This is a genomic window from Afipia sp. GAS231 (genome assembly GCF_900103365.1).
GTDB lineage: Bacteria > Pseudomonadota > Alphaproteobacteria > Rhizobiales > Xanthobacteraceae > Bradyrhizobium.
Map to the genome: position 1 here is coordinate 544,839 of NZ_LT629703.1, position 17,359 is coordinate 562,197.

A 17,359-nucleotide genomic window follows, 5' to 3' on the forward strand; every position below is an offset into this window, starting at 1 on the left:
GCCGCCGAGCGCGCTTAGCCGCGCCAGCGCAACGGTCCCGAACTGCCACTTCCGGTCCACCTCGATCAACGGACATCATCCGACGACTCGGTGGATCCGTTTCGTGCCAAAAGGCGACATCGCTGACGCGCCACCATTGTCGCCGACGACTTCTTCGAGTGAACTGCCTAGCTGTGAAGTTGCGCGTTGAGGCCGTCCCAATTTGGTGTGCGTCTGGTTGCCTCAAGAGCGCCGCTCTGGGAATTACGACGAAAAAGAAGGCCCTTCTGGCCCGAGAGTTCTTTGGCTTTCAGTACCCGGCCATCTTCCAAAAGGATGCGCGCGCCTGCCGTGACATAACAGCCCGCTTCGACGATACAATCGTCACCCAATGAAATGCCGATACCGGCGTTGGCACCGATCAGGCAGCGCTCACCAACTGTAATCCTCTCTTTCCCTCCTCCGGACAGAGTGCCCATGATCGACGCTCCGCCACCAACGTCGCTGCCGCTTCCGACAACCACACCGGCGCTTATCCGGCCTTCGACCATGCAGGGACCGAGCGTACCCGCATTAAAATTGCAAAAGCCTTCATGCATGACGGTTGTGCCCGGAGCCAGGTAAGCTCCGAGCCTTACGCGATCCGCATCTGCAATTCTCACGTCCGCAGGCGTCACATAGTCAGTCATGCGCGGAAACTTATCCACGCCTGTCACCTCAAACCCAACGGCACGCTTTCGCGCTAGGATTCGCGCTTCCGGTACACGAGAGCTTTCACAGGGACCGAGGGTGGTCCAGGCAACGTTGGGTAACAGACCAAAAATTCCTTCAAGGTTCAGGCAATTGGGCTGAACGAGCCGATGGCTCAGCAGATGGAGTCGAAGATATGCGTCGTGCACATCAGTCGGCGCAGATGCAAGGGAGTCAATTTCTGTTTGGATTGGAACGATGTCGACATTGCGGATGTCGTCGTGTCGCGCATATCCGTCTGCCGACTCACCCAACGATCTGATGATCTCGTCGCTCGTCAGCCGTACCGTTGCCGCCTTGTCGGCCTCCCCAACCAGGCTTAGCCGAAGAAACCAGGAATCCAACACGCGACCATCAGCGGCAATCGTCGCAAATCCCTCGCCTCTCGCGCCCCTCAGCTCCATCGCCATTTGAATTTCTCACACTACGATCCGATACGTAGTGCATACGCGAGTTCGCGTAGAAATGGCAACTTCTGGACTCTCCAACACGTCCGCTTTGGGTGGCGGGCTCAATTGGTCAGCGCAACACTCTAGTCTTTTAGCAAAGATGGAGTGTGGACATGAAACAGCGACGTCGCATTTATTACTCGGCGGCTCAGCGGTCCGAGATCTGGGATCGCTGGCAAGCCGGCGAGCCAATGAGTTCAATCGGGCGCCGGTTTGACCGGGAGTCCTCTTCTGTCTTCTCTGTGATCTCGCCAACGGGTGGCATCCGCCCTCCGGATCGGTGCCGAGCCAAACAGGCGCTCAGCCTTTCTGAACGAGAGGAGATCTCTCGATGGCTTAGCATGCGCTGCTCGCTGCGATCGATCGCGCGCCACTTGGGACGATCTCCGTCAACCATCAGCCGTGAAGTCCAGCGCAATGGCGGGGCGGATCGCTATCGGGCTGCCGGGTCCGATCAGGCCGCCTGGGATCGGGCGCGGCGTCCGAAGCTTTGCAAGCTGGCTTGCCGTCCGTTCCTGAGGCGGACAGTATCGACCCTGCTGCGGCGGCAATGGTCACCCGAGCAGATTGCCGGCTGGCTAAAACGCACATATCCGGTGGAGCCTCAAAAGCAGGTGTCACACGAGACGATCTATCGCAGCCTGTTCATTCAGGCGCGTGGCGTGCTGAAAAAGGAGCTTCTTGAGCACCTGAGGGCGAGGCGCACGGTCCGCCGATCCAGGCACGCCAGCATGAAGCGGAACGGGCTCGGCCAGATCAAGAACGCTGTATCCATCAGCGAACGACCGCCGTCGGTCGACGATCGTGCGGTCCCCGGTCATTGGGAAGGCGATCTGATCGGCGGGTCGAGAAATAGCTATATTGCAACGCTTGTGGAGCGTCATTCGCGCTACGTGATGCTGGTCAAGGTTGCTAACAAGGATACAGAAAGCGTCGTCTCGGCACTGATCAAGCAATCGCAGCGATTGCCTGGCGAACTTTACCGGTCGCTGACCTGGGACAGAGGCAAAGAGCTTGCCGACCATCAGCGCCTGACATTGGCCACCGAGGTCGAGGTCTATTTTTGTGACCCTCGGTCTCCTTGGCAGCGCGGCTCAAGCGAAAACACCAACAGATTGCTGCGCCAGTACCTTCCGCGGGGTACCGATCTGTCCTTGCACAGCCAAGCCAAGCTCAGCGCCATCGCACGGCAGCTCAATGAAAGGCCTCGAAAGACCTTGCTCTATCAGACCCCAGCTGAGAAGTTCGCAGAATGTGTTGCAGCGATCAGTTGAACCCGCCGTCAAAAGCCGCACTGACAGCCCCAAATCCCAATTTCCGCTTTGACCAAACCCGGACGACAACCACGATCGATGCGATCGCAGCGACCAGAAATCCAATCGAAATCCACTTCTTCATGGATAGATCCACTGCCGCGCGCTCAGCCGCGCCAGCGCAACGTTCCTGACGGCCCCGAACCGCCACTTCCGGTCCACCCCGATCAACGGACATCGTCCGGCCGACTCGGTTGATCCGTTGCGTGCCAAGGGCGGACATCATGCCCACGACTTGGTCCACCATCTAGCCGCAAGGAGAAGTGGGGCTACTCGATCGGTATCATCAGCGAACGGCGAGGCATCCCCAGTGCCTGGGACCGATGGCCCTTGCTGTGCATGTCCTCGACCAAATAGATCTCACCGGTGCCGATGATCCTGGTCTCACCATCGCTCGCCGTAACCTTGTGCGGCGCGTCCAGATTGACGACGTATTGTCGCCGGGTCGTTGCGTGCCAGTCAAAAAGCCAGTCCGCGGGGGTGGTGCGAAAAATGATACCGGTCGCGGGAAATATCTTTGAGATGGTCCCGTCCGGTCCTGTGTCAGTCAGCTCTATTTCGATATCACGGAAATGGGTTTCCCCGTTCTCGTCCGCGTAGAGATTATGAATGCGCATCTTCTCTCCGTTTGACGGTTCGAGGGCGGCTGATCGACAGCCGCCGGCTTGCACCGTCTTGATCTGACAAAATCGCGAGCTCCACTCATTCGACCTTGACGTCGGCTGACTTGATGATCGGCCACCACTTAGCGATCTCGTCGCTCTGATAGCTTGCAAGGGCTTCGGCCGTCTGTTGCTCGGGCGGCGGTATCTGCTGACCGATGCCGGCGAGCCGATTCAAGGTCGATTGATCCGCCAAGGTCTTGCGAACCGCAGCATTGAGTTTGGCCGTCACCTCGTGTGGCGTGCCCCGCGGCGCCCAGATGGCGTGCCAGTTGAGAAAGTAGAAACCGGCAAGGCCGGCTTCATCCACCGTAGGAAGCTCAGGTGCGGACGGCAGGCGGTTCTTGGACGTCACCGCGAGGCCCCTGATGGTCGCTGCCTGGACTTGCGGCAGCGCGTTGGCGGCAAGATCGAACAGGATGTCGATGTGGCCCGACACCAGATTGTTCATCGCAGGCCCGAGTCCTCGGTAAGGTACGAACCCGAATTGGGTGCCGGTGACCTTCTGGAACGTGATGGCGCTAATGTGCGAGGTGCTGCCGACACCGGCTGTGCCCGCTGTCGCCTTGTTCGGATTGGCTTTCAGCCAGGCGATCAATTGCGTGATGTCCGTGGCAGGAAAGTCCTTTCGTACGGCAATGATCTGTGGATCGAATGCGATCAGCGAAATGGGATCGAAATCCTTCGCAACGTCGTATTTGAGTGAATAGGCCGCCGCGTTGAAGACGTGCGTGGCGACAGTCCCGAGAATCAGCGTGTAACCGTCGGGCTCGGCGCGGGCGACCCTACCGGTGCCGATGCTGCCTGTCGCGCCGGCGGCGTTCTCAATGATCACGGGTTGGCCGAGGGACGCCTGCAATCCTTCCGCAATCACGCGGCCAATTGTGTCGGTGGGTCCACCGGCCGGAAATGGCACGACCAATGTGACCGTTCGGGAAGGATAGGTTTGCGCCTCGGCGTGGCCGATCACGCAGATCGCGAGAGCCATGCACGTCGCCCTGATTGCTGATCGTGACATCGTCATCTCCTTCAATAAAAGGTGCCGCAGTCGCCTCTGTTGTTGCAATTACATCGGAGCAGGCATAAGAGGAATTCCCTATCTGGTTGGATCAACATAGGATTTTACCTATGCCAAGGCGAATCGACTGGGAGAGCCAGATCGGCCGGCGCTTGCGCCTGCGCGATCTCTACGTTTTCTCCTCAGTCGTCCGGCTGGGTAGCATGGGCAAAGCGGCTCAAGAGCTCGGAGTTTCGCAGCCCGCCGTATCCGAAGTTATTGCCGACCTTGAGCACGCGCTTGGCGTGCGGCTGCTCGACCGCGGACCTCAGGGCGTGAGTGCAACGGTCTACGGCGTGGCCCTTGAACGGCGCAGCGTCGCAGCGTTCGACGAATTGAAACAGGGCATCAAGGATATCGAGTTTCTATCTGATCCAACCGTCGGCGAGATCAGGATCGGGTGCCCGGAATCCATATCGGCCGCCATTCTGCAGCCAATCATCGAGAAATTCTCCGGGCAGCACCCGGCAGCCGTCCTCGACATCGATACGGTGAACACCCTGTCGTTCGCAAAGAAGCTCAGGGATCGGGAGCTTGATCTGGTCCTTGCCCGAGGCGGCTGGCCGCTCGAAAGCCCGGAGCTTGTAACCGACTTCAACGTCGAGACACTTTGTGACGACGAATTGGTTGTCGTTGTCGGACAAAAAAGCCCATGGGCGCGGCGGCGCAAAGTCGATATCGCCGAACTACATGAGGAACAGTGGATTCTGACAAGTGAGGATCGCTGGAATTACCAAGTCATCTCACGCGCATTTAAGCAACGCGGGCTCGACATGCCAAAGATCGCCATGAAGACGATTTCGGTCCATCTGCGCGCCAACAACGTCGCGACAGGACGTTTAATTACGACGTTCCCACGCTCGGTCCTCGATCTCTATGCGGGACGGTTTGGACTTAAGCCGTTGCCGCTCGAGTTGCCGGACAGCACCTGGCCCGTGAAGATAGCGACTCTTCGGAAGCGGACGCTGAGCCCTGTCGTCGAGCGCTTCATTGCATGCGCCCGGGATGTCGTAAAATCGAAGGCACAGGCGACCAAAGGGACTAACGGCCTTAACGGACTGCTAGCCGTGGCCAGGCGCGTCTGACGTCTGCTTCTGCGCCCGAATATCCGCTCCGGGTCAAACCGGGACCTCGGCCCGACAGCCAGGCAGGTCCGCTATCCGGCCGATCTCGGACCCGCTATGCGCTTTTGAATCCACGCCCTGGCCATCCAGCACGCTCGGCCGCGCCAGCGCGCTGGATGCGATCCCGCCGGTGAAATGATCGGGGGCTTGTGGTCCGGTTGCTGTGTTGGCGGTGACTCGCCATCCGCTACATCACGCCGCGGGAGTGGATGCTATCCCTAAGCGCATCGATAGCCCGGTGAGGCGCGATGTAGTCGATCTCATCGCGCGTCACGCCGATGTCCTTGAGCTCCCTGTCACTCAGGTCGTGCAAGGTGGTTCGTGAGCGCTGGCGTTGCCGCCACTCCCCAAACGCACGCCAAGTCCGCTCGAGCAGGCGCAAGAAGGTGCGCGTCGACACCGCCGTCGGTCGCGCAGCATTCTTTTCCGACCAAGCGTCGTCCTTGACCTCTGTCACCAATGCGGTGGTGAGGTCGAGGTCGAGCACTGCGGCATCGCTCTCGAATCCGGGGTCCGTCTGTTGGGGTGGCATCGGATGCTCCTGCTGTGGTGCCGGCAGGGAGCGTGGCCAAACAAAAAGGCCCCGTCCGATGCCGGCGGGGCCTTGTGAAAAGATGTCGTCGTCGAATTCCTAGCGCACGACTCCTCCCACGGCCCAGCCGAAGCGGGTCACGTGTTTGCGGTTGAGGTTGCGCACTGAGGTGTTCATAGGCCGCGAATACCACAGCAATCGTGCAAAATCAAGGAATCTGCGGAGGGCCCGATTCTGATTCAATCAGAACCGAAAAGGCCCTAGCTGCCGACCAGACGCGGGCGGCGCTGCTTTGCCAGCGCGTTCTCGGCCGGCAACGCGCGCAGCCATTCGCGGAAGCTTGCGACCTCGGGACAATCCGCGGTGCCTTCCGGCGCCATCAGCCAATCGCCCGGACCCGATCCCTCATCGACCCGGTCGCAGCGATAGCCCGGATGGTGGCCAACACCACGGGCGATCAAGAGGTTGACCTTACCCACGACCAGCTCGTGCAAGCCGGCGGGCTGCAGCACCCGCAAACCGATTTCCGCATGCGCGCTGCGAAACTCCGCCAACGCGAGGCGACGCAGGTCGAGGCTGCCATGAACCCCCACCTGCAGCAGCACCGCACCTGCCGGTTTCAATTGCGAGGTCGCGGCCGCAATGCGGCGAAAACCATCTGTTATCCCGGGCAGATAGGCCTGCCCGGCCGCGGTCAGGATGAGCTGCTTATGCAGCCGCTCGAAAAGGCGCACGCCGAGGCGCGCCTCCAGCGCTTTCACCTGCTGCCCCACGGCGGCGGGCGTCACGTGCAGCTCGTGCGCCGCCAGCTTGAAGCTGAGATGCCGCGCGGCGGCCTCGAAGGCGCGGACCGCGTTGAGTGGTGGAAGGGTGTAGGTCATCGCGCTGCAGTTTGACACTGACAGGCCGCGGCCTTGCAATAGATTTTCTTGCGCTTGGCCGAAGGAACCATGCTTTGCGCTGACTTGGTGTCCCCGGTTACGGTAATCGCTGAGCAGGTGCTGCACCAAGCTTTGCCGATGAATGGTACCGCGCATGATCAGAGACCGTACCGGGGGAGCCACTTGTCTAGTCAACAACTATTGGGAGCATCGACGATGAAGGGCATAGACCACCTAGTGCTCGCTGGCCGCGACCTGGAGGCTCTGCGCTCTGCCTGTCAGGCGTTCGGATTTGCGATGATGCCTCGGGGTGGCCTCCCTTTCGGAATCAGCAACTCGGTCGTCCCGCTTCAGGGCAGTTATCTCGAAATCCTGTCCATTACAGGTGACGTTCCAGAGCATAGCCCCGGACATTTCTCTTTCGGTGCGTTCAATCGCGATTATCTTGCGCGCCACGAAGGGTTTTCGATGTTGGCGTTCGATACGACCGACGCTCGCGCCGACATCGCGTCCTGGCGCGAGGCTGGACTGCAAGTCTATGAGCCCTTTGATTTCTCAAAAACCTCCACGACGCCCGACGGAGAGAATGTAACGCTCGGCTTCTCCCTGGCGTTTGTAAGCCATCCGGTAGCACCCTGGCTTGGGCTACTTGCCTGCCAATACAAGCGACGGCAGTTCTACGCTCAACCGCAATATCAGAACCACTCCAACGCAGCTTCAACGGTTCAAGATGTGTGGGTTGCGGGCGAGGCGGCGCCGGATCTCGCTGACTTCATGAACAAGGTCACAGGAGCGAACAGCGTCAGGAAAAGCGCCGATCTAACCGTCCTGCAGACGCGAATGGGCGCCATAGTCCTCGCGCGCCCGAACGCGTTCGAGGCGGCATTTGGTGTACCGGTGCCGCATCCGGAGGACGGTCCGCACCTTGCCGGCCTTACGATCGGATGTGGCAGTCTTGCCCACTTGGCAGCGCTCGACCTTCCAAAGGTCGGAGGCCGGTACGTCGTGTCACCATCAAGAGGGTTCGGTACCGCCATCGGTTTTGCAGAACTGATGCGTTCGAGCTGAATGGACCAGGGCGCCAATGGCCGAGATCATCCATCCCTTCTACGAACAGCATCGCGGCGCCATGGAGGCCGCCATGCGCCATCGCCTCGACCTTGCCGAAGCGATGCTGCGCGAACGCGCGCATCTGTCGAACATTGACGGGATCAGGCAGGAGGTGATGGACGAATTCGAAACCGTACTCACCCAGATGCCCTATGTCGGAGGCGCGGCCAGCCGCATGAGCGATTTCTTCATGCGCCTGCTGGGCTTCATGGCGATCAGCCGCGTGCTGCGGCGGCACGGCGTGGCGCTGCCCGTGATCGGCGAAATCGAGCGGGAAACCTACAAGGCGCAATTGCTGACCGAGCCCGAAGCGGAACGCCTCGCCTCAGGCCGTCAGTTCATGTCGCCGGAGAACCAGACTCTGCTGCGCGAGCAGGCTGCCAGGAGCCATCGCGGGGAATTTCCGGAAGACTTCGTCTACGATTTCGTCGCGCCGGGCCCGGATGACAACTTTGAATTCGGCATCAACTACAAAGCCTGCGGCTTCTGCAAATTCGCGGCGCGCCATGGCGACAAGGAAATCCTGCCGAACATTTGCGGGCTCGATTTCGACGCCTATGCCGCGCGCGGCATCCATCTGGAACGGACGCAAACATTGGCCGGCGGCGCCAGCCATTGCGATTTCCGGTTCTCGCGGCTCCCGCCGGATTAGGTCGAATCTGAGGGCATAGCCACGCACGTGGGCGGCGATGCGCCTGCTCACCACGCGATCTGTCGGCGATCGGGAGCCGGACCGGTCAGGAGCGGCTTGCCAAACACCGATGGCATCAAATCGTCGAGGAAGAGCAGCAACTGAGCCCTGAAACCCGGGCCGTTTCCCCCAGCGTGGTTCATCGGCAGAATCACCTCCGCCGCGACCTGCCAGGTCACGGCGACATAGGCGAAACCGGGATTGGCGGTTGCTACCGTCTTTTGGCCGTTCGGACTGTCGAATCGAAACTCGACCAGCGGCACCCACTGGTTTAGCGGCTCGTCCTTTGGCGAAGAACCCGTGAAGCGACTGGTCAGATAGAGCGTGCTGTATTGAATCGAAAAGCCCCAATGCAGCGTTTGAACGGCAGGCGAAGAAAGGTTCTGGAAGCTGCCCGTCGCCAGGTTGGGCACAAGCGCTCGGCCGCCTGAGCCGACAGGTTCTTCGTCAACGATCGAGCCCGTCACAGCGAACGGACGAAGCCATGCGAGTGAGTCCGGAAGATCTCCAAACCCTTTGCCGAAGGTTATGCCCGGTTGGATCGTGTTGGGCGCGTCTGCGCCAACACCGACAGAACCGGAGTGAGCGATGCCCCAGGCAAGGCTCACCGACACCAGCGCCTCGTGTTGGTTGTCACGATAGGCCTCGTATTTGAGGCCGAGGTTGGTCTTGTCAAAACCAGAGGTGTGACCGATTGGCCAGTTCTGATGAATCCAGCCGCTATCGAGGGTTGCTGCGAGCGTTGGCGTCAGGAGCCGCGCAAAGGACCAGTTGATACGGTTCTCCGTCACATTGCTGCCCTGGGTCGGAAAGCCGAGATATGAAAAATTCGGCACGATCGCCTCATCGGCAACCGCGGGATCGTCGAAAGTCATGGTGCCGTCGAAATAGCGGTTTCCGGCAATGCCGTGCGCCTCGGCCAATTCGGTCCACAGCAGCGCCACGAACAGAAGAAGCCCTCGTGGGAATGTCGGCTTCATGGGCTCGCTCCGCACAATTCTCACGGTCGGGACCACCAAACGGCCCTTGATCAATATAGGGTACCCCCTTATATTATGCGCATGCATACGATCAAGAACAAATCCAAGCTCACCGGCCGTGTCCGTCGCATCAAGGGACAAATCGAGGCGATCGAGCGCGCGCTGGAAGCCGAACTCGGGTGCTCTGACGTACTGATGCTGGTCGCATCGGTTCGTGGGGCTGTGAACGGACTCACGGCCGAGCTTCTCGAAGATCACATCCGCCATCACGTGGTCGATCCGGCGCATGAGCAGGACCCCGACAAGGCCAAAGGGGCTGCGGACCTGATCGAGGTCGTGCGGACGTATCTGAAGTAACGAAAGAAGGTTGCGATGAGCGAGATCGGCGGCGCGGCCTTTCCGGCCATTCATAGCCATGTGTTCCTCTCTGAGGGTCATCAAAAGAGCGAGCGAAAAACCTGGGCCGTGATCTGGCTGTGCGGCGCCATGATGGTCGTCGAAATCGTCGGCGGCTGGATGTTTGGATCGATAGCGCTCATTGCCGACGGACTTCATATGAGCACGCATGCGGGTGCTATGTTGCTCGCGGCGCTCGCCTATACCTACGCCCGGAGATACGCGGATGATCCGCGATTCACATTCGGGACCGGCAAGCTGGGTGACCTCGCCGGCTTCACGAGCGCCATCATCCTGGCGATGATCGCGCTCCTGATCGGCTATGAAGCCATCAGCCGCCTTCTCGAACCGGTCCCGATCCATTTCGCCGAAGCGATACCGATTGCCGTTCTTGGACTGGCGGTCAACGTCGCCAGCGCATGGCTTCTTAGTGGAGACCACCATCATGGGCATGGGCACAGCCATGATCATGCTCCCCACGACGATGGCGACACGCATCGGATCGCGACCGATGACGGTGACGTGACATTGGAAGTCTTCGAGGACGGAGTGCCCCCGCGGTTCCGGCTCCAGTCGGAAAAAAGCGGTGCCAGGCTTTCGGCAGCCGCTGCCTCCGTGGAAACCGTGCGGCCGGATGGCGCCCGGCAGATTTTCTCCTTTGAGGATCGCGGCGGCTATCTGGAATCCGTCGAAGAAATTCCTGAGCCGCACGCTTTTGCAGCCAATGTCAGGATTGGCGCGCAAACCTATCCGGTGTCGTTTGAGGAACATGAGCACGCGCATGGATCGGCGGCGCGCGATCACAATATGCGGGCTGCTCTCGTCCATGTCATGGCGGATGCTGCGGTATCGGTTCTGGTCATCGTCGGCCTGCTGCTTGCGCGGGCTTTTGGCTGGCTCTGGATGGACCCGCTGGCCGGGATCATCGGCGCGTGCGTCATCGCCAGTTGGTCCTCCGGGCTCATTCGCGACACGGGCGCAATTCTCCTCGACATGAATCCCGATCGCCGCATGGCCGACAACCTCAAACGCTGCATCGAGGACGACGGCGATCAACTCGTCGATCTTCACCTGTGGCGATTGGGACCGGGCCATCTCGGCGCCATCGTTTCAGTCGCAACCGCAAAGCAACAGGAAGAGCAATACTACCGCGCCAAGTTGGCCCGGTTCCGATCGCTTTCGCACCTGACTATTGAAGTCAAGCACATCGACCGATCGGTTTCAGCCAGCGTTGCTTAGTTCCGCCTTGGATGGCTTACGGAAGTAGCCTCTTACGGAAGTAGCCTCGCCCAATAGTCCGCCGCAAATCCGCAAGATCGGTCGAGCGCGTTGCTGATATCAGCGACTAACTGGTGCCGCCACGGAGGACAGAACGTTGAAGGCGGCGCTTCAAAACTACCATGCCCGGATGCAGCGGGTGCTTGTTCATATCGACCGGCATCTTGACGGTGATCTTGACCTGGAAACGGTGAGCCGCGTCGCGGCCTTCTCCAAATTCCATTTCCACCGGCAGTTCACGGCGACCTTCGGGTTATCCGTGCATCGTTATGTCCAACTTGCCCGTTTGAAGCGCGCTTCGCACCGGCTGGCCTATCGCGACGACGAAAGCGTCACTGACATCGCGATGGACGCCGGCTACGACGCACCTGACGCTTTCGCCCGCGCCTTTCGGCAACGGTTCGGACAATCGCCCTCGTCGTTCCGGAAATCGCCGGACTGGGAGCCGTGGCTTGCGGCCTTCGGGCCTCTCGACAACGCCAGGAGCAGACTGATGCAGAAGACCTTTACCACCGACGACGTGACGATCCGCGATGTGGCACCGACGCCGGTGGCGATCATGGAGCATCGGGGCGACCCGGCGACAACAGGCGCGACCATCCAGCGCTTCATCGCATGGCGCCGGGCCGCCGGCCTGCATCCGAAGACCAGCCCGACCTTCAATGTCTGGCGTTCCGAGCGGCGTCCGGCGTCGCCGGCCGATTACAGCATGGACCTGTGTGCCGGGACCGACCGGCCGATCGAGGCCGACGGCGAGCCTATCAAGGCCGGCGAGATCCCCGGCGGACGCTGCGCGGTACTTCGCGTCGTCGGCAACACCGACAATCTGGAGCCCGCCGCGCTCTACCTCTATCGCGACTGGCTTCCGGCCTCGGGCGAGGAAGCGCGCGACTTCCCGATCTATTGCCAGCGGCTGAGCTTGTTCCCGGAAGTGCCGGAGCATGAAGCGGTCGCGGAAGTTTTTCTGCCGCTGAAGTAGTGCGTCTACTCTATCCACGTCGTTGCGAGCCAACGGGTCGCGCGAATGCGCGCCCGATGACAGGCTCCGCGAAGCAATCCATCTTGCCGCACGAAGAAACGAATGGATTGCTTCCGCCTTCGCTCGTCGAGCTTCGGCGGACAAGTCGTCGCTACGCGCCTCGCAATGACGGTGTTGAACATTTCGGCGTCCAATCCAAACACCGTTTGAAGCGAACAACGTTCAATCGCGTGATGTCCGCTATCCGACCCATCCCGAATCTGCTGCGCGCGCGTAAGTCCACGCCCTAACCGCCGAGCGCACTCAGCCGCGCCAAGGCGGCGGCGGCCAGCGAGCGGGTCAGTTCGGCCGCCGGCAGGTCGGTGCCCATCCCGATCGCCTGCCCCGCCCAGACATTGGTGAAATCGACCTTGCCGAGCTTTTCGGCGGCGGCCTTCAACGGACCGAGCGCCGTTGCCGCATGCGGAAACGCCGGTGCATCCGGCGAGATCGGGCCGACCTCGCGCATCAGCCGGTTGGCGACGCCGCGCGCGGGCCGCCCGGTCATCACGTTGGTGATGACGGTAGAATCATCGCCCGACTGCGCGAACAGCGCACGCGCCGGCGCACTCACCTTGGATTCCGGACAGCGCAGGTAGGCGCTGCCGATCTGCACGCCGGATGCGCCGAGCGCAAACGCCGCCGCGATGCCGCGCCCGTCGGCGATGCCGCCGGCTGCAATGACGGGCACCTTCACCGCGTCGACCACCTGCGGCACCAGCGCGAACGTGCCGGGCTGCTCGTAGATGTTTTCCGTCAGAAACATGCCGCGATGGCCGCCGGCCTCGGCGCCCTGGGCGATGATGACGTCGGCGCCATGCGCCTCCAGCCAGATCGCTTCCTTGACGATGGTCGCCGACGCCACCACGATGGCGCCGGCGGCCTTGATGCGCTTCACCATCGCGGCGGGAGGCAGGCCGAAATGGAAACTGACGACTTCCGGCTTCAGTTCTTCCACCAGCGCGCGCATCGCCTCGTCGAACGGCGCGCGGTTGGCAGCATTGACGGGTACCGTGGGATCGAGGCCGTGTTCCGCATAATAGGACGCGAGCCGCCGCTTCCATCCGGCTTCGCGCGCCGGATCGGCATCGACAGCCGTGTGGCAGAAGAAGTTCAGGTTGACCGGCGCCGAGACGCTCTGGCGCAGGATGCCCACCTGCTCGCGCGCCTTCTCGGACGTGATCATCGCGCAGGGCAGCGAAGCCAGTCCCCCGCCTTGCGCGACCGCGATGGCCAACTCCTGGTCCATGATACCGGCCATCGGCGCCAGCAGAATCGGAAACTCGGTCTTGAAGAGGTCGATAATCCGGCGATCTGGCCACATGGTTCTGCTCGCTTGAATGAATTGAGATGGGTGCGGTTTATGCCGCCGACGAATTACGCCTTCCGCTCAGGATCTGGTCGGCCTCGGTGACGATCCTGTCAACGATTTCGGCCGCCGGCGGAATGTCGTGGATCAGCCCGACGGATTCGCCGGCGAAGACGGCTGCGACATCGAAATTCCCGGCGGCTTTCGCCGCGGCATAATCCGTTGCGACCTGGTCCGCACGCTGCATCAACTCGATCTCGCGACCGCTCCAGGTCCGCAGGTGGTCGTTGATCAGCGAGCGCGCGGTGAAGGGCGCCGGCCACAACAGCTTTCGCGACCAGTCGAACACCACGCCGCGCACCGTATCGCCGCTGTTGGCTGAACAAATCAGCCGCTTCGCTTCCTCGGCGCCGTCGGCCTCGATGCTGGCATAGAAGCGCGTGCCCATCAGCACGCCCGACGCCCCCAGCATCAGCATCGCGGCCAACCCGCGCCCGTCGGCGAGGCCACCGGCCGCGACAACCGGAACCCGCCCGGCCGCCAGATCGACGATCGCGGGCACGATGTCGATGGTGGTGCGCGAGGCGCCGTGTCCTCCCGCTTCGGTTCCCTGCGCGATCAAGACGTCGGCGCCGGCGTCCAGCGCCTGCCGCGCCATCGCCTCGTCCTGGACCTGGCAGATCAAGAGCGCGCCCGATGACTTGATGCGCGGCGCAAACGGTTTGGGATCGCCGAACGACAACATGACGGCGCGCGGATGGGCCGCGAGCGCGATGTCGAGAAGTTCGGGTTGCTTCGCCAGACTCCAGGTGATGAAGCCGATGCCGAACGGCCCGGCAAAATCTTTCAGCTTCGCGGTCTCGGCCTCCAGCCGGGCGCGATCGCCGTAGCCGCCGCCCAGGATGCCGAAGCCGCCGGCTTCGCCCACCGCCCGAACCAGCCGGCTGCCCGAGATCGTGTCCATCGGCGCCAGCAGCAGCGGATGCCGGATGCCCAGAAGTGCCGTCAAATCGGTGCTAACCGGCATGCGTTCGCTCCCTCGTCTGGACAGCAACCCTAGTCCGAACTACCATTCTGGAATAGTGAATACTAGAGAATGCTGCCATCTCTAAAATGAAACGGAATTCGCCATGGAACTGAGCGATCTCCTGACCTTCTCCGTCGTGGCCCGGCTCGGCGGCATTACCCGGGCCGCCGACGAACTCAACACGGTGCAATCCAACGTCACGCAACGGGTGAAAGCACTGGAAGCCGAGATCGGCACCGCTCTGTTCGAACGGCACAGCCGCGGCATGACCTTGACCGGCGCCGGCCGCCGCCTGCTGCCCTATGCGCAGCGGATGGCGGCGCTGTCGCGCGAAGCGATGCTGGCCGCGCGCGACGATGGCGAGCCGAAAGGACCGCTCTCGATCGGCTCGATGGAGACGACCGCCGCCGTGCGGCTGCCGTCCCTGCTGGCCGAATTCCACCGCCGCTTCCCGGCGGTGCGGCTCAGCCTGCGGACCTCGACAACCGCGGACCTCGTAGCCCACGTGCTCGACGGCAGCCTCGACGGCGCCTTTGTCGCCGGTCCGATCGAGCATGCCGAACTCGAGGCCCGGATCGCGTTCCGGGAAGAACTGGTGCTGGTCTCCTCACGCCGCTGGCAAAACCTCAAGGCGCTGCGCGCGGGCACGGCGGAATCCGGCCCCACCGCGCTGGTGTTCCGCACCGGCTGCACCTACCGGCAACGGCTCGAGCAGGTGTTCACGGAATTCGGCTGGCCGTCGGCGGCGCGCTTCGAGCTCGGCACGCTCGACGGCATGATCGGCTGCGTCGCCGCCGACATGGGCGTGACGATGCTGCCGCGTGCGGTGGTCGGGCGAAACGAAACCGTCACCGTCCACACGCTGAGCCCGGCTCAATCGCGGGTCGAGACCCTCTTCATCACCCGCCGCGGCGCACACCAGTACAGCGCGCTGCAGGGTTTCGTCGCCTGCCTGGAAAACAACGGCGCCGTCATCGCCGCCTGACGACCCAGCGCCGCAGCGCGACGCCGGCCCAGATCGCCTCGACCAGCCCGAACGGCCAGGCGCCCTGCAGGAATCCGTAAATTGAGCCGAGCGCGCAGGAAACCGCGAAGGCGAGGATGAACCAGTGGCTGCGGTCCTCCAGCGCGTAGGCCACCAGCATCGCGGTGACTGCGAATAATCCAAATAATGTCAGCGTATCCATTGCACTCTTTCCCGCTTCGCGCGCCGCGTGGTAAGCGGGGCCATGCCTGCCCTCATCCTACCCCTGATCGAAGCCGCGACGCACTGGCCCGAACGCGGCGCCCTCGTCGGTCTCGATCTCGGCACCAAGACCATCGGCGTTGCCGTGTCCAATCCTGATCGCAGGCTCGCGACCGGGGTCGAGACCATCCAGCGCAAGGCTTTCAAGGCCGATGCGGCGCGGCTGCTTGCCATCGCCGCCGAGCGTAATGTCGTCGGCTTCGTACTCGGGCTGCCGATCAACATGGACGGCAGCGAAGGGCCGCGCGCGCAATCGACGCGAGCATTCGCGCGTAACTTTTCCAAACTCACCGATCTGGCGCTGGCACTGTGGGACGAGCGGCTCTCGACGGTCGCGGTCGAGCGCGAACTGATCGGCATGGACATGAGCCGCGCCCGCCGCGCCGAGGTGATCGACGAGCACGCCGCGATCTTCATCCTGCAAGGCGCGCTGGATCGCCTCGCCACCCTGCGCGGGGATCGCTGACGATGGCGGTGGTGATCGCGGCGCTGCTGACGGTATTTTTGCTGATCGTGCTCGGCTTCATCCTGAAGCGCAGCCTGATTCGGCCAGAGACGCAGTGGCACGGACTGGAACGGCTGACCTATTACGTGCTGTTCCCGGTGCTGCTGGTGCAGACGCTGGTGAAAGCGGATTTGTCGAAGGTGCCAGTCGCCGGCGTCGGCGGCGCGCTGCTGCTCTCGGCGCTGGCGATGTCGCTGTTGTGCCTGGCGCTGCGGCCCCTGCTCGGCCGATTGGCGATCGACGGACCCGCCTTCACCTCGATCTTCCAGGGCGCCACGCGCTGGCAGACCTATGTCGCGCTCGCGGTCTCCGGCAACCTGTTCGGCGACGTCGGACTGGCGTTGGCATCGGTGGCAATGGTCGCCATCATTCCGCTGGTCAATGTGTTCAGCGTCGCGGCGCTGGCGCATTACGCCTCGCCCGAAAAGCGCTCGGCCGGTTCGATCGCGATGACGGTGGTGCGCAATCCCCTGATCTGGGCCTGCGTGATCGGGCTCGTGCTCAACGTCACCCACATCCCGCTGCCAAAGCTCTGGCATGAAGTCGCCGACGCGCTCGGCCGCTCCTCGCTCGCGATCGGCCTGCTCGTCACCGGCGCCGGCCTGCATCTCGAGGGCATGTTCCGTCCGAGTATCGCCGCCTCGGTCGCGGTGTTCCTGAAACTGGTCTTGATGCCGGTGATCGGGGTCGCACTGGCGCTGCAGTTCGGGCTCTCCGGCTCCGACCTTGCGATCGTCACCGCCTGTTCGGCCGTGCCGGCCTCCTCCAGCGCCTACGTGCTGGCCCGGCAGATGGGCGGCGATGCGCCGCTGCTGGCGCAGATCATCACGCTGCAGACCATCCTGGCGGCGATCACCATGCCGGTCGCGATCGCGCTGGCGGCGATGTTCTAGGGGCCGATGTACCAAGGCGCGTACTCATAAGTTGAGTTTGATTGGTCCCGGCCAATGTCCGCTTTCACCCGGTAGCGACCACGTTCCGCACCGCTGCGGAATGACGCGATGTGCCATGAGCGGAAATGAAGATCTCGCGACCCTCGGCGATGCTTCGAT

At 62.3% G+C, this 17,359-nt stretch carries 19 protein-coding genes; 10 read left to right on the forward strand and 9 right to left on the reverse strand.

From position 1 onward, the window contains the following. Window positions 1-167: 167 nt before the first annotated feature. Window positions 168-1,139, reverse strand: coding sequence for a 2,3,4,5-tetrahydropyridine-2,6-dicarboxylate N-succinyltransferase (dapD, locus tag BLS26_RS02575; protein ID WP_092508153.1), 972 nt, complete (start codon window positions 1,137-1,139; stop codon window positions 168-170). Window positions 1,140-1,291: 152 nt separating this feature from the next. Between dapD and BLS26_RS02580 the strand changes: the two genes are divergently transcribed. After that, a complete protein-coding gene (locus BLS26_RS02580) occupies window positions 1,292-2,452 on the forward strand; it encodes an IS30 family transposase (protein WP_092508156.1) in 1,161 nt (386 codons plus the stop codon). Window positions 2,453-2,760: 308 nt separating this feature from the next. Here BLS26_RS02580 and BLS26_RS02590 read toward each other — a convergent pair whose 3' ends face one another. Both BLS26_RS02590 and BLS26_RS02595 read right to left on the reverse strand, forming a co-directional pair. Further along, window positions 2,761-3,108: a hypothetical protein gene (locus BLS26_RS02590; RefSeq protein ID WP_092508160.1), complete on the reverse strand. Its 348-nt coding sequence runs from the start codon at window positions 3,106-3,108 to the stop codon at window positions 2,761-2,763. A gap of 85 nt (window positions 3,109-3,193) precedes the next feature. Continuing rightward, the gene (locus BLS26_RS02595) at window positions 3,194-4,171 is read right to left on the reverse strand and encodes a tripartite tricarboxylate transporter substrate-binding protein (protein ID WP_244541822.1); all 978 of its coding nucleotides are present in this window, start codon (window positions 4,169-4,171) and stop codon (window positions 3,194-3,196) included. A 110-nt stretch (window positions 4,172-4,281) separates the two neighbouring features. Here BLS26_RS02595 and BLS26_RS02600 point away from each other — a divergent pair, with 110 nt between their 5' ends. Then, entirely contained in the window at window positions 4,282-5,295 is a 1,014-nt protein-coding gene (locus tag BLS26_RS02600) for a LysR family transcriptional regulator (RefSeq protein ID WP_092508164.1), read from the forward strand. Between the two features lie 226 nt (window positions 5,296-5,521). On the opposite strand, the gene BLS26_RS02605 is transcribed toward BLS26_RS02600, so the two are convergent. Further along, the gene (locus tag BLS26_RS02605; RefSeq protein ID WP_092508166.1) at window positions 5,522-5,866 is read right to left on the reverse strand and encodes a DUF1127 domain-containing protein; all 345 of its coding nucleotides are present in this window, start codon (window positions 5,864-5,866) and stop codon (window positions 5,522-5,524) included. Window positions 5,867-6,126: 260 nt separating this feature from the next. Further along, complete coding sequence (locus BLS26_RS02610; RefSeq protein WP_092517544.1) at window positions 6,127-6,747, reverse strand: LysR family transcriptional regulator; 621 nt, start codon at window positions 6,745-6,747, stop codon at window positions 6,127-6,129. A gap of 216 nt (window positions 6,748-6,963) precedes the next feature. Here BLS26_RS02610 and BLS26_RS02615 point away from each other — a divergent pair, with 216 nt between their 5' ends. Together BLS26_RS02615 and BLS26_RS02620 are read left to right on the forward strand one after the other, a co-directional pair. Further along, window positions 6,964-7,815, forward strand: a complete 852-nt coding sequence (locus BLS26_RS02615) for a VOC family protein (RefSeq protein ID WP_157676263.1) — start codon at window positions 6,964-6,966, stop codon at window positions 7,813-7,815. Window positions 7,816-7,831: 16 nt separating this feature from the next. Further along, window positions 7,832-8,509 carry an L-2-amino-thiazoline-4-carboxylic acid hydrolase gene (locus BLS26_RS02620; protein ID WP_092508170.1) on the forward strand — a complete coding sequence of 226 codons (678 nt, stop codon included), beginning with the start codon at window positions 7,832-7,834 and terminating at the stop codon, window positions 8,507-8,509. Between the two features lie 47 nt (window positions 8,510-8,556). On the opposite strand, the gene BLS26_RS02625 is transcribed toward BLS26_RS02620, so the two are convergent. Beyond that, complete coding sequence (locus BLS26_RS02625) at window positions 8,557-9,528, reverse strand: hypothetical protein (RefSeq protein ID WP_092508172.1); 972 nt, start codon at window positions 9,526-9,528, stop codon at window positions 8,557-8,559. A gap of 81 nt (window positions 9,529-9,609) precedes the next feature. Between BLS26_RS02625 and BLS26_RS02630 the strand changes: the two genes are divergently transcribed. From BLS26_RS02630 to BLS26_RS02640, 3 genes are all read left to right on the forward strand, one after another. Beyond that, complete coding sequence (locus BLS26_RS02630; RefSeq protein ID WP_092517546.1) at window positions 9,610-9,885, forward strand: metal/formaldehyde-sensitive transcriptional repressor; 276 nt, start codon at window positions 9,610-9,612, stop codon at window positions 9,883-9,885. 15 nt (window positions 9,886-9,900) lie between these two features. Further along, window positions 9,901-11,163: a CDF family Co(II)/Ni(II) efflux transporter DmeF gene (gene dmeF / locus BLS26_RS02635; RefSeq protein ID WP_092508174.1), complete on the forward strand. Its 1,263-nt coding sequence runs from the start codon at window positions 9,901-9,903 to the stop codon at window positions 11,161-11,163. A 136-nt stretch (window positions 11,164-11,299) separates the two neighbouring features. Further along, the gene (locus BLS26_RS02640; protein ID WP_092508176.1) at window positions 11,300-12,181 is read left to right on the forward strand and encodes a GyrI-like domain-containing protein; all 882 of its coding nucleotides are present in this window, start codon (window positions 11,300-11,302) and stop codon (window positions 12,179-12,181) included. Window positions 12,182-12,467: 286 nt separating this feature from the next. Here the strand turns inward: BLS26_RS02640 and BLS26_RS02645 are convergent, their stop codons facing one another. Both BLS26_RS02645 and BLS26_RS02650 read right to left on the reverse strand, forming a co-directional pair. Beyond that, window positions 12,468-13,544, reverse strand: coding sequence for a nitronate monooxygenase family protein (locus BLS26_RS02645; RefSeq protein ID WP_092508178.1), 1,077 nt, complete (start codon window positions 13,542-13,544; stop codon window positions 12,468-12,470). Between the two features lie 37 nt (window positions 13,545-13,581). Further along, window positions 13,582-14,556, reverse strand: a complete 975-nt coding sequence (locus BLS26_RS02650) for a nitronate monooxygenase family protein (protein WP_092508180.1) — start codon at window positions 14,554-14,556, stop codon at window positions 13,582-13,584. Window positions 14,557-14,659: 103 nt separating this feature from the next. On the opposite strand from BLS26_RS02650, the gene BLS26_RS02655 reads away from it, so the two are divergent. Beyond that, the gene (locus tag BLS26_RS02655) at window positions 14,660-15,541 is read left to right on the forward strand and encodes a LysR family transcriptional regulator (protein WP_092508182.1); all 882 of its coding nucleotides are present in this window, start codon (window positions 14,660-14,662) and stop codon (window positions 15,539-15,541) included. Here the strand turns inward: BLS26_RS02655 and BLS26_RS02660 are convergent. Then, on the reverse strand, window positions 15,528-15,743 hold the full coding sequence (locus BLS26_RS02660) for a hypothetical protein (RefSeq protein ID WP_092508184.1): 216 nt from the start codon (window positions 15,741-15,743) through the stop codon (window positions 15,528-15,530). The two genes, BLS26_RS02655 and BLS26_RS02660, sit on opposite strands and share 14 nt — an antisense overlap. 42 nt (window positions 15,744-15,785) lie before the next feature. Here BLS26_RS02660 and ruvX point away from each other — a divergent pair, with 42 nt between their 5' ends. Together ruvX and BLS26_RS02670 are read left to right on the forward strand one after the other, a co-directional pair. Further along, window positions 15,786-16,268 (forward strand): Holliday junction resolvase RuvX, encoded by a 483-nt coding sequence (gene ruvX, locus BLS26_RS02665; RefSeq protein WP_092508186.1) that lies wholly within the window; start codon window positions 15,786-15,788, stop codon window positions 16,266-16,268. A 2-nt stretch (window positions 16,269-16,270) separates the two neighbouring features. Continuing rightward, complete coding sequence (locus BLS26_RS02670; protein ID WP_092508188.1) at window positions 16,271-17,200, forward strand: AEC family transporter; 930 nt, start codon at window positions 16,271-16,273, stop codon at window positions 17,198-17,200. The last annotated feature ends 159 nt before the right edge of the window (window positions 17,201-17,359 follow it).